This is a genomic window from Paenibacillus sp. IHB B 3415 (genome assembly GCF_000802655.2).
GTDB classification, from domain to species: domain Bacteria; phylum Bacillota; class Bacilli; order Paenibacillales; family Paenibacillaceae; genus Paenibacillus_AQ; species Paenibacillus_AQ phytohabitans.
The window spans coordinates 116,120-128,697 of the sequence record NZ_JUEI01000026.1 but is presented as its reverse complement, the minus strand read 5'-3'; the positions used below and the strand labels follow the sequence as shown (position 1 = coordinate 128,697).

The following is a 12,578-nucleotide window of genomic DNA, read 5'->3' as shown; positions in this document are numbered from 1 at the left end:
ATCAGCTTCGTATCGGGATTCCCAGAGTATTAAACATGTGGTCCACGGCCCCTTTTTGGCGCACCTATTTCAAGACGCTGGGGGTTGACCGGCAGAATATCGTGTTTAGCGATCAAACGAGTGAAGAAATGTGGCAGGAAGGCGGCAAATACGGCTCTATTGATCCTTGCTACCCGTCAAAAGTGGCGCAGGCTCATATTCACAACCTGCTGTTTAAGTGCCATGAGCAAAAACCGCTGGATTATCTTCTCTTCCCGTGTATCCCCCATCTTCCAACCCACATGACCCATGTAATGGATTCGGCCAGTTGCCCAATTGCAGCAGGTTCCCCCTCTCTTGATGACACGGTTCAAAAAAACAAGCCCCAATGGTTTGATCCTGTTCCCCGTCCGTTTGCAGCCCAAGACAAATCCGCTGTGACCCTTCTTTTCGGAGGGCTGACGATGGTTCATGATTCTTTGGTAGAGGCTGCATTAAAAGGGTTGGGATATCGTGTGAAGCATTTGGAATGTCCTGACAATGAGTCCCTCCGTTATGGCAAAGAGTTTGGCAACCGCGGGCAGTCCAACCCGACATTCTTCACGGTTGGCAATTTAATTAAATTTCTGCAGCACCTTCGGGATGAAGAAGGCAAATCAAAGGAAGAGATCATTAGGAGCTATCTTTTTGTGAACAGCGGTTCCTGTGGTCCTTGCCGCTTCGGGTCTTATGCCACAGAATATCGGAAGGCTCTGAGCGATGCAGGATTTGCCGGTTTTAGGGTTCTTCTGTTTCAACAGATGGTTGGGCTGAAGTAGGCGACAGGCAGTGACTCCCCATTGAAATTGGGTCCTCCGTTTTTTAGAAGTCTCCTCAGGCTATTATTTTGGGAGACATTATCAATGCGCTGGTTTACCGCATCCGTCCTTTTGAGGTAGAGAAAGGTTCTACGGACGCTGCTTTGAATCACTGCAAAAAGTACATCTATGAAGCCCTGAGCCAGCATAAGCGGCTGTTGTCGGCATTAATCAGATGCCGCAGGGAGCTGCAGACTGTTCGGCTGGGCAGGGCGTTTCGATATCCTGGAGCGAATTAGGCTGCGGGAAGCTGATTCCGGAAGACATGGTTTGAAAGGGAAGAACGCGAACCTGAGTTTTCGAATGCTAGGACTGGCTGATCCCGCTCTTCGCATAATGTTTCAAACATATGCCTGAATCATTGGCTTGTACGGTTACCACCTGCCTGATATGGAAGAAGTCGCCCGTGTCGCCCATCAACACTATAATATCCATCTGCGCGGCGGAGAGGGGCATATGGAGGTGGGAAAGCTGATCCTGAACGTAGCCAAGCGGAAAGTGAACATGACTATTTCTGTTAAACCTTTCGGATGTATGCCGTCTTCCGGCGTTTCCGACGGAATGCAGTCCTTGATCACGGAAAAATACCCCGATGCCATCTTTCTGCCGATCGAAACGACGGGAGATGGAGCAATAAACGTCTACAGCCGGGTGCAGATGATGCTCTTCAAAGCGAAGCAGGCAGCACATAAGGAATTTGACGAAGCTTTATTGAAAAAAGCCTGACGGTCGAACACCTTCAGAAAAAGAAGGATTTAAAATCTGCCCGTCCGCAGCAAACAACCCGTCATGTGGTCGCCTGTACGGCGGCAAATTGGGTGTATGTGCGTACCATTAGAAAAATCAAAAAGGGCTGCCTCAAGTCTTTTTAATGACTTATGGGCATAATGGAAATAAATCCCTTGAATATCAATCAGATCTCCGCAACAAAATGTATATAAAGTAGGTGAACTGTTATGCGGAAAAAGTGGAATCGAATATTGCCGGCGATGCTTATAGTTATCCTGATTTTTGGATGCCAAAACCCGAAAACCAAAGAACAAGATTTAATGACGATTAAGTCGGCTGGTGAACAAAAAATGAAGAAAGTCATATTACTAGTAGCAGACTCTTTAATGGCTCAGTCAATCGACAAAGGAATAAGAGAACATGAGCTTCCTGCTCTTAAATTCTTGACCGATCACGGCCAATATTATAAAGATCTGGTCAGTTCTTTTCCCACGATGTCCATCACTATTGACAGTTCGCTGCTTACGGGGAAATATCCGGATGTTCACCGTGTACCAGGCTTGACTTGGTATTCTGCGGAAAGTAAGAAAATTATCAACTACGGGACTGGTCCGCTGGAAGTGCTCGGACACGGAATTCATCCGGTTTTGACCGATGCGCTGATTCATTTGAACGGGAGTCACCTGAACCGGGATTTACCCACGATCTATGAAGATTTAGCGCGGCGAGGATTGAAGTCGGGTTCGATAAACGGCCTGGTTTACCGGGGAGCGACCGACCATAAATTATCGATTCCGGCCTGGATTCAAGGCCCTGCTTCATTGCCGAACGAAATTCAGGTGAAAGGACCGGATTTGTTATCCCTGGGTTCTTTGTCCAATCCGTTTGAAGATATAAAAAGTTTGCCTGATGGGTTGACGAACCGGTTGGGAATGAATAATAATTTTGCTATAGAAGCCGTGAAGCATTTAATACAAACCCATAAATTGCCGGATTTTTTATTGGTCTATTTGCCCGATTTGGATCAGAAGCTGCACAAGAAAGGCCCTACGGATTTAGATGGGGTCAAAAAGCTGGATCAGCAGCTTGATTCTTTACTGAAATCGTTTGGTTCTCCGAAAAAAGCTTTGCAGGAAGCGATTATTATCATTGCAAGGGGACAGCGGTATGACTCCAATTCTGCCTGCTGAACAAAATCCGGTAATCGATCTGCCTTCTTTGTTTGGAGTTGCCCAAGTTTTACGTCCGGGTGAACCTGTATCCAAGGAGACAGAAATCATTCTCGCTGTCAATGAAACCATGGCCTATGTGTATTCATTACAAGCGGACCGTTCCCTTAGAGATGTGGCGCATGTATTGAAAAATGACCCGCGCATTGATTTTATCGCATGGAAAGAAAAGGACTGGGTTCACGTAATGCAGGGAGCAACAGCCAAACAGCTTAAGTACAAGGCAGGCGGTAATCTGACTGATGCATACGGACAATCATGGACGGTTGAAAAGAACAGCGAAGTCCTGGATTTGCAGGTGAATGCTGCCGCTCATTCATTGGATTACGATGAGTATCCTGATGTGCTGAAACGTTTGTCAGGTGCGCTCTATTCACATCAAGGCGAATTTTTGGTGGTCACGGCAAAACCGGGATATGAATTGGCGGACAGAAGTTCTCCAACGCATAAGGGCGGCGGCGGGCACGGATCCATTCGTAAAATGGAATCGCTTGTTCCCTTGATCATCGGCGGAACGGATCAAAAGCCGGATTATTTACGAACAGTTGATTTAAAAGCATATTTGCTTAACCTTTTGACAAAGAAGACTCGCAACGATAAATAAATTTCCTGATTGAATCGTTCACTTTACTCGCTGCTTTTGTAGGAATCTGGTGTTTGTTTTTTTTGATAAAAACAAGCTCACTCTTTGGCAACCGCTCTTGCAGCAGCTTGGCGTATGGATGGAATAGTGTGTCCTTTTCTCCGTAAACCAACAAGACGGGATGATGGATTTTATCCAAATCAGCTGTACAGTTATAATTCAAACTGTAATGATAATACTGTTCAGCGTTATTAGCGTTTGCTTTTTTCGCGTCTATAAACAATGACCGCATCAATGACAGCTTGGTTTTTGCTTGATTCCACGAAACTGAAAGGGCGATGGCTCCGATCGCGCCGATACGGGACAGGAAAAGTCCCCGTGCAATTCTGTTTTTTAACTTACTGTCGTTCACTTCCGACATCCCGCTAATCACAATTCCGCCCAATGCACGCTCGGGACATCTTAAGAGAAAATCAAGAACAACCGAGCCGCCGGTGGAGTAACCGCATAAAAATGCTTTTTCGATCTTCAACTGATCCATCAACTGCCTGATATCCTCGACAATTAGCGGGTAAGTAATCTCTTCCCTAGAAGGTTCACTGCTGCCGTGACCCCGGATATCAAAAGAAACTGTCCGAAAATCCGCCGACAATTTCTGCATCTGATATTGAAAATTCAAGCTTGTCAATACTGGAGGATGGATGAATACAATCGATGTTCCTTGACCGCAATCTGCGTAATACATGCTGTACCCATTGATACAGGTGTGGGGCATTGGATAACACCTTCTTTACATTAACGATTTGTCTTCCACCAAAAACAAGCTTTCAAGCCTGAAAATACAAACAGCCGGTTGATCAGCTGCCCGGCTGTTTTATTGTGCCTGCTGTAAAGTGTATTTAGAATACTTTTCGAACGGGCTGAATCATCTGACGCCAGGCATTTCCCTTTAATCTGCGCCGTCTTACCGCGCCGAAACCAATAACTCCGACCCCTAATGCCAATAAAGACATAAGCGTTCTCCGGTTATTTACCTGGCTAAGCAACGAACTCATACATTTCATCGCATTTCACCCTTCCTGCTTGCCTAGATATGATATCTGAGCTTTATTTTGTGGATGATCCGGTCTCATCATTCATGGAAATAATGTTTGTCCAATTCCAGAAATCCTCCTAACGTACAAGGGGAATTGTATTTTCTGCGCACGAACAAGTTACAAGGACGGTCAGCTCATGGTAAACTGGTATAAGAAAAAAAGAGAGTGGGGTGCGATACTGCTTGCGTAATTACTTGGATTTATTACAGGATATACTGGACAACGGTACAGCCAAAGGCGACCGGACCGGCACAGGCACTTTGTCTGTATTCGGGCGTCAGCTCCGCTTCGATCTGTCGAAGGGATTTCCGCTGATGACCACCAAACGCATCCATCTGAAATCGGTGGTGCATGAGCTGCTCTGGTTCCTCAAAGGGGATACCAATACTTCTTATCTGAAGGAGAATGGAGTCTCTATCTGGGATGAATGGGCGGATGAGAACGGTGAGCTGGGACCGGTATACGGTTCGCAGTGGCGGGCCTGGGAGAGCAAGGACGGACGCCATATCGACCAGATTGCGAATGTTATTGAGTCGATTAAGCATAATCCGGATTCGCGCCGTCATATCGTCAGTGCCTGGAATGTAGGCGAGATTGAGCAGATGAAGCTACCGCCATGCCATTTTGTGTTTCAGTTCTATGTAGCGGGCGGGAAGCTCTCCTGTATGCTTACCATGCGTTCTGTGGACACGTTCCTGGGGCTTCCTTTTAACATAGCCAGCTACGCGCTGCTCACCCATATGGTGGCCCAGCAGACAGGGCTTGAGGTTGGTGAATTTATCTGGTCAGGCGGCGATGTGCACATATATACAAATCATATGGAGCAAGTGGCCACACAGCTCGCGCGGGAGCCTTACGCATTGCCGAAGCTGAATATCCGCCGGGTGCCTGACAGTATTTTTGATTATACGTTTGAGGATTTCGAGTTTACCGACTATGTCCATCATCCGGGGATCAAAGCGCCGGTTGCTATATAACCCTGTCCGGAAACCTAATCTATGATTTCATGGAAAAGAGGGCATGAATATGAGTATCACCATGATTTGGGCGATGGCTTCGAATGGTGTGATTGGTAAGAATAACGATATGCCCTGGCATTTGCCGCTGGATTTCGCTTATTTCAAAGCAGAGACACTCGGCAAAAGAATGCTGATGGGCCGCAAAACATGGGACTCTCTCGGCGGGAAGCCGCTTAAAGGCCGCACCAGCCTTATTCTGACCCGGGACCACAGCTTTGCGCCAGAAGGTGCGGAGGTTGTACACTCGTTGGAAGAAGCCCTGGCAGAAGGCCGTAAAGAGGATGAGCTGATGGTGATCGGCGGAGCTGAGATCTACAGCCTGATGCTGCCTCATGCAGATAAGCTGCTGGTCACGCGGATTTACGCAGATATTGCGGGCGATACGAAGTTTCCGGAGGTCAACTGGAGCCAGTGGAACGAAATCTCAAGTACACAGGGGATTCGCAATGAACAGAATCCTTATGATTACCGTTTTTTTGTATATGAACGCAGGGAGTAACGAAAAAGCGTTTTCTCTGACACAAGATGTGAAATAGTACAAATAATCAGCAGATTAATCCATTACAGTGTGAAAGTATTGAATGCTACTATAATTAAAATTAGTAATGATATTTCACTAGGTAGTATAAAATATGCAGGTTCTTCACCTACGCTGCATTAGATATATTTCTGCCGCAGGTATGTTATAGTGTACTATACATCAACACGAAGAGAACGGATGGGGGAAACGTAAATATGTCTACACCTACTGGATTTATGGAGTATAAGCGCCAGCTCCCAGGGGACCGGGATCCCGAGCAGCGCATCAAGGATTGGGAAGAGTTCCATGAGCATCTGACCGAGGACGAGCTTCGGACCCAGGGTGCCCGCTGTATGGATTGTGGAACACCTTATTGCCATACCGGCATAGATATGAGCGGCGGTACCTCGGGCTGTCCGGTGCATAATCTTATTCCGGAATGGAATAATCTTGTCTACCGGGGATTGTGGAAGGAAGCGCTGGAACGTCTGCACAAGACGAATAATTTCCCGGAATTTACGGGCAGCATCTGTCCTGCACCCTGTGAGGGTTCATGTACCGTCGGCCTGATTGGCCTGCCTGTCACCATTAAGACCATTGAGCTGGCAATCGTGGACAAAGGATTTGAAGAGGGTTGGGTGGTACCGAATCCTCCGGAGAAACGCACAGGCAAACGGGTTGCCATTGTCGGCTCCGGACCGGCAGGTCTGGCGGCAGCCGCTCAGCTGAACAAAGCGGGCCATACTGTGACGGTCTTTGAGCGCAGTGACCGCATCGGGGGCCTCCTGATGTATGGTATCCCTACCATGAAGCTGGACAAACGTGTCGTGCAGCGCCGTGTGGATCTGCTGGCAGCGGAAGGCATCCAGTTCGTAGTGAATACAGAAATCGGCAAGGATATTCCTGCACAGCAGCTGGTGGATGAATATGATGCCGTTGTACTCTGCGGCGGAGCGACCAAAGCAAGACGCTTCAATGTAGAAGGCAATGAGCTGAATGGCGTAATGTACGCTATGGATTACCTTAACGGTACGATTAAGAGCTATCTGAATTCCAATCTGGAGGATGGCAACTATGTATCGGCTGCCGGCAAGGATGTTATCGTACTTGGCGGCGGGGACACGGGTTCCGACTGCGTGGCTACCTCGTTGCGTCACGGCTGTAGCAGCATTACACAGTTCGGTACGCATGACAAGGCGCCGCTGGAGCGCGATCCGATTGCTAACCCATGGCCGCAATTCCCTAATGTCTATACGCTGGATTATGCCCAGCAGGAAGCCAAGGCGGTCTTCGGTGAAGATCCGCGTGAATTCTCCATCATGACTACGAAATTTGTAGGCGATGAAGAAGGCAACCTCAAAGAGCTGCACACCGTGCAAATCCGCCGTATGGTGGATGAGACCGGACGGAAGATTTACCAGCCGGTTCCGGGAACTGAGGTTGTCTATCCCGCTCAGCTTGCGCTGATCGCGATCGGCTTCGACGGACCGGAGCAGGATATTATTGAGGAGCTCAAGCTGGATACGGACCGCCGCAGTAATGTAAAGGCCCGTTACGGTAAGTTCAACACCAATGTGGATAAAGTATTCGCAGCCGGAGATATGCGCCGTGGTCAGAGTCTGGTGGTCTGGGCGATCAACGAAGGCCGTGAAGCGGCACGTGAAGTGGATAGATATCTGATGGGTTCGACCGTACTCGTCTAGATAATAAGACTATGAGTTTTTGACTTAATATAATAAAATGCACAAAAAACCGTCACTCAGCGAATGCTGGGATGACGGTTTTTTTGTGCTGCTATAGGACTGTAATCAGTGAGAACTAGTCCTCCAGCTTGAAGCGTTCAATCTTATGCTGCAGAGCTGCCGCCATCTTGGACAGCTCGGTGGAGGAGGATGAGATTTCTTCCATGGAGGCAAGCTGCTGCTCGGTAGCCGCTGTTACGCTCTGGAATGCTTCTGAAGTCGAACGCGAGATGCCGGAAATTTCATGAACAGAAGCAGCAACCTCCTGCGCACCGGCAGACATTTGCTCCGTAATGGCCGAGATGTCATGCAGCTGGCTGTTGATTTTGGTCGTGGAGTGCTCAATACTGATAAACGCTTCCTTAGCTTCGGCAGTAACCTGAATGCCCAAATCTACATCTGCTGCAACCGTATGCCGGATGGCTTCATAGGTCTGATCAATCAGCCGGGTCATCTGCAGCAGGGTATCCTGGATATCTCCGGCGGTATTCTTCGATTGATCCGCCAGCTTCCGTACCTCAGTGGCGACTACAGCGAATCCTCTGCCATGTTCTCCGGCCCGGGCGGCTTCGATTCCGGCGTTCAGCGACAACAGGTTAGTCTGCACGGCAATGGCTGTAATCGCGCTGCTCATAGCCGAGACTTCGGTGTTCAGGCCGTTTAATTGGCCAATCAGCTCCGAAGAGTGGTGGGTGGAGGTACGGATGGCATCCATTTGCCGGCTGACCTGTTCGATCTTGAGGCTGCCGCTAAGCACGTCAGCTTCTGTATTGGCCGAAGAATCTACAATGGTGGCTGCAGCTTCAGCGATTTTTTGGATACCTGAGGACATTTCCTCCATCGCACGAGAGGTCTCAGCCATCGCTGAAGTCTGCGTTTCAGCACCTTCTGACGATTCCTGCACGAGTCCGGTCACATAAGCAGTAGCTTTGGAGTTCTCCTCAGTCGTGGCTGTAAGCTGCTGGCTTGAAGAGGCAAGCTGTGCCGAAGTGTCTGAAATATCAGAAACGATACCGCGCAGAGAACTTACCATCAGATTATAATTCTCCGCCAGCTGGCCGATTTCGTCCGACCGGTTAATGTGAATCTGTTCGTTCAGGTACCCTTCGCTCACCCGCTGCGCGGAACGGTTCAGACTGCGGATCGGATTCGTGATGGAGCGGATAATCAGGAACAATAAGGACATGCTGACGATCAGAGACACGGCCAGTACAATTGCTCCTGTATTAATAATAGGCTGCGTCGCATCAGAGAATTCCTGGGTCGGAAGAATGCCGACAATCTTGAATCCGGTATTCGCATCAGTTGTATAGTAACCCCGCATATCCATGCCTGAATCCGGATTTGTATAGTCCAGATCTCCACTCTCATTAACCAGCATCTCCACGACATAGTCTGCTACATCATCACCTGCAGCTTTTACGGGATGAGAGACGAACTTATGATTCCGGTCAACAATATAAAAATAGCCTGTTTCCCCTGGTGTGGTCTTGTTGATTTTCTCACTTAAGGCTTTCAGGTTGAGGCTGGTTGTAATCGCGCCCTGGCCATCCTTCAGCGTTTCCGAGATAAAGAGCGTATAGTTGCCGGTTGTTGCTGAGACAAAAGGATCGATGATTGTGATTTTACCGGGATTCAGCAGGGTTGCCTTATACCAGTCTCTGGTACGCGGATCATATTCCTGCTTCCCGGGATCGGGAGCTTTCATCCAGGCACCCTGATTATTGCCCACCGTTAGGATCTCCAGCTCGGGATGCGCCTTCATGAACAATTCAATCAGCGTACGCGTTTCCGGCGAATTAGCATCAATATCGGAAGAATTAATCTGCTGGCTTAGCAGATCTACATTTCGCATTGCGGCTGAAACATATTCGTTAATTGTACTTGCGACAAGATCCACACTGGAATGCGTGGCATCCTGCATTTTGATCTTCAATTGCTTGTTTGCACTGAAATAGGAGAAAGTACTTACGAGCAGGATGGGGATCACCAGCATAATACTGAATAGGATCATCATTTTTCTTTGCAGCGACCCTGACTTGGATTTTCGTTTAGAACGGTTGACGGATTTGGACATTGGAATGGTTCCCCCTCGGATACATGGAAATCGGCTTTTATATGAGAATGTAGCCGTTTCTTTGAATACTCTACTCATATATTCGGTTTATCGACACATTTTTTTCATATCTTAAAGCGCTTGAAAAAAATATTTAATTGCATTACAACTTTCTGCGAATGAAAGGGGATACAATTTACAAAATGTTGAATTTCAGCAGAATTGTGTTTTTTTAGTACGGGCTTGACGGGTTCCAAAATATCGTATAGATTAAGTACAATATTTATAGTGTACAAAGCGTTGACCAAGGATCTATGTTTCCGTACCCGCCAGAACAGAGAGGGGATTCACCGGCTGAAAGGTCCCTCAAGTGCGTGTGAGGCATACCCTGCCTTGGAAGCTGCAGCTTATGGCGATATGCATAATGCTGCCGGCCCCGGCCGTTATCCGGATTTAAGGATCGCCAGGCTCTGTACGGCGGTTGAACCAGGGTGGTAACACGACGCATTCGTCCCTGACGGATGCGTCTTTTTTGCGTATTCAAAGAGATGAAGCGGCAACATAACACATTTATCGAAGAAAGAGGCTGATCCGTATGCGTCAAACCAATCTATTCGTCACAACTCTCCGCGAAGCCCCTGCTGAAGCGGAAACGATGAGCCACCAGCTGCTGCTGCGCGCCGGATATATCCGCCAGCTGGCGGCAGGAGTGTATACATATATGCCGCTGGGGCGGAGGGTACTCCGCAAGATTGAGAACATTGTCAGGGAAGAGATGGATGCCTCCGGAGCACAAGAGCTGCTTATGCCTTCTCTGCAGCCCGCAGAGCTCTGGAAAGAATCGGACCGATATGATGTGTACGGTAAGGAGCTTATGAAGCTGCAGGACCGTCATGAACGGGAATTTGTGCTGGGACCTACCCATGAAGAGGTAGTGACGGCACTTGTAAGGGATGAAATTAACTCCTACCGGCGCCTTCCCCTTACGGTGTATCAGATTCAGACGAAGTTCCGCGATGAACGACGTCCGCGTTCAGGGCTGCTGCGGGGCAGGGAGTTCCTCATGAAGGATGCCTACTCTTTTGACACAGGCTGGGAAGGTCTCAATTTGAACTATGAGCAGATGTACAATGCCTACGGGCGGATATTTAACCGCTGCGGTCTGACATACCGTGCAGTGCAGGCCAATGCCGGAGCTATCGGCGGAAAAGGCCAGAATCACGAATTTATGGCTCTGTCAGAGATTGGAGAGGATACGGTTGCGGTCTGCTCCATCTGCGATTATGCCGCAAATCTGGAGCAGGCTGAAGTACGCGGGGAAGCAGCATTCAAGGAGCGGGATTACAGCGGCATTCCTGTTCCTGTAAAGTTCCACACGCCTAATCAGAAGACGATCCAGCAGCTGGAGCAGGAGAGCCGGATTAAACCGCAGGATATTATCAAGACACTGATCTACACCGGCGGCGGCCGCTCCTTTGCCGTGCTGGTGCGGGGAGATCATGAGGTCAATGAGCTGAAGGTGGAGAAGTATCTGGGCTGCGGCGAAATCGCTTTGGCGGATTCTGAGCGTGTAAGGGAGGCAACCGGAGCTGAGAGCGGTTTTGTCGGTCCGGCCGGATTGTCTTTGACCATCCTGGTTGACGCAGCCGTTGCCAGCATGACAGAGGCGGTCACGGGTGCCGGGGAAAAAGATTACCATCTGAGTGGCGTAGTGCCTGGCCGCGATTTCACGCTTACGCATGTAGGGGATTTCCGCAACGCTGCTTCAGGCGATATATGTCCGGAATGTGGCGAAGGGAAGCTGGTGTTTCATCAGGGGATTGAGGTAGGGCATGTCTTCAAGCTCGGCACAGTCTATAGCGAGAAGCTTGGTGCGACCTTCTTAGATACAGCGGGGCGGAGTCAGCCTATGGTGATGGGCTGCTATGGTATTGGCATTTCGCGGCTCCTGTCGTCTGTAGCCGAACAGAATCATGATGACCAGGGGCTGATCTGGCCCGCTGCCATAGCTCCTTATACGGTTCATATTCTGCTGATGTCCGTGAAGGATGAGGGGCAGCGTGAGGTTGCTGAAGCATTGTACTCACAGCTCACCGCCATCGGCATTGAGACGCTGCTGGATGACCGGGATGAGCGGGCCGGGGTCAAGTTCAAGGATTACGGGCTGATCGGCATTCCGGTTGCTCTGGTCGTCGGCAAGGGGGCGGCAGAGAAGAAGGTCGAATATATGGACCGCAGAGCCGGGACCAAAGAAGAGATTGATATCAGTGAGGCTGTGGCACGGGTGAGCCGGATCTAAGGTTTCTGGGGCGGGATATAGTACAAAGGCCGATTAAGGTTTCAATGGAACCTAATCGGCCTGCTGTATCTATCCAATATAAACAACTACATCTTTGCGCTGAAACGCAGCAGGCAGTTCTTCCACAAGCGGATGGGCATTTTCAAAGAAATATTCTTTATCGGTATCCTTTAATATAAAATCCTGCACGAAATACAACATTTCCCTCATAGAATCGGCCACAATGTAAAAATGTTGTATGGAATGCAGCAATTCTCCGCCATTATGTATCTAATCGGAACAATTCTTGTATTTTCTACAACAATCCGCCTGCACGCCTGGGTATTTACGAATCAGAGCTGCACAACGTACAACATTTTAAATAACTCCGTTTGATTACCCGCGTTTGGTACGTTATATGTAGCTATCAAAAAAACCAGCAGCCAAAAAAGTGTTAAGCATTGAATGATGAAAGAGCTGATTATGTAA

10 protein-coding genes are annotated in these 12,578 nt (G+C 48.7%); 8 read left to right on the top strand and 2 right to left on the bottom strand.

The window, feature by feature from the left end; translation table 11 throughout:
- Nucleotides 1–35 precede the first annotated feature (35 nt).
- The 4 genes from QW71_RS41975 to QW71_RS41965 all read left to right on the top strand — a co-directional run bounded on the left by QW71_RS41975 (nt 36) and on the right by QW71_RS41965 (nt 3,398).
- Nucleotides 36–797, top strand: coding sequence for an acyl-CoA dehydratase activase-related protein (locus tag QW71_RS41975; protein WP_052770029.1), 762 nt, complete (start codon nt 36–38; stop codon nt 795–797).
- A 501-nt stretch (nt 798–1,298) separates the two neighbouring features.
- Nucleotides 1,299–1,562, top strand: a complete 264-nt coding sequence (locus QW71_RS39830; RefSeq protein ID WP_152679764.1) for a hypothetical protein — start codon at nt 1,299–1,301, stop codon at nt 1,560–1,562.
- Nucleotides 1,563–1,792: 230 nt separating this feature from the next.
- Complete coding sequence (locus tag QW71_RS41970) at nt 1,793–2,755, top strand: alkaline phosphatase family protein (RefSeq protein WP_306766038.1); 963 nt, start codon at nt 1,793–1,795, stop codon at nt 2,753–2,755.
- Nucleotides 2,733–3,398 carry a hypothetical protein gene (locus QW71_RS41965; protein ID WP_306766037.1) on the top strand — a complete coding sequence of 222 codons (666 nt, stop codon included), beginning with the start codon at nt 2,733–2,735 and terminating at the stop codon, nt 3,396–3,398. The genes QW71_RS41970 and QW71_RS41965 overlap by 23 nt, the downstream gene beginning before the upstream one ends.
- Here QW71_RS41965 and QW71_RS14270 read toward each other — a convergent pair.
- Nucleotides 3,361–4,152, bottom strand: a complete 792-nt coding sequence (locus QW71_RS14270; RefSeq protein WP_039299140.1) for an alpha/beta fold hydrolase — start codon at nt 4,150–4,152, stop codon at nt 3,361–3,363. The two genes, QW71_RS41965 and QW71_RS14270, sit on opposite strands and share 38 nt — an antisense overlap.
- Before the next feature lie 504 nt (nt 4,153–4,656).
- Here QW71_RS14270 and thyA point away from each other — a divergent pair.
- From thyA to QW71_RS14255, 3 genes are all read left to right on the top strand, one after another.
- Nucleotides 4,657–5,451 (top strand): thymidylate synthase, encoded by a 795-nt coding sequence (gene thyA, locus QW71_RS14265; protein ID WP_039299138.1) that lies wholly within the window; start codon nt 4,657–4,659, stop codon nt 5,449–5,451.
- A gap of 49 nt (nt 5,452–5,500) precedes the next feature.
- Nucleotides 5,501–5,992, top strand: coding sequence for a dihydrofolate reductase (locus QW71_RS14260; RefSeq protein ID WP_039299136.1), 492 nt, complete (start codon nt 5,501–5,503; stop codon nt 5,990–5,992).
- Between the two features lie 236 nt (nt 5,993–6,228).
- Nucleotides 6,229–7,716 carry a glutamate synthase subunit beta gene (locus tag QW71_RS14255; RefSeq protein WP_039299135.1) on the top strand — a complete coding sequence of 496 codons (1,488 nt, stop codon included), beginning with the start codon at nt 6,229–6,231 and terminating at the stop codon, nt 7,714–7,716.
- A gap of 115 nt (nt 7,717–7,831) precedes the next feature.
- On the opposite strand, the gene QW71_RS14250 is transcribed toward QW71_RS14255, so the two are convergent.
- On the bottom strand, nt 7,832–9,832 hold the full coding sequence (locus tag QW71_RS14250) for a methyl-accepting chemotaxis protein (RefSeq protein WP_039299132.1): 2,001 nt from the start codon (nt 9,830–9,832) through the stop codon (nt 7,832–7,834).
- A 574-nt stretch (nt 9,833–10,406) separates the two neighbouring features.
- Here QW71_RS14250 and QW71_RS14245 point away from each other — a divergent pair.
- On the top strand, nt 10,407–12,110 hold the full coding sequence (locus QW71_RS14245) for a proline--tRNA ligase (protein ID WP_039299130.1): 1,704 nt from the start codon (nt 10,407–10,409) through the stop codon (nt 12,108–12,110).
- Nucleotides 12,111–12,578 lie beyond the last annotated feature (468 nt).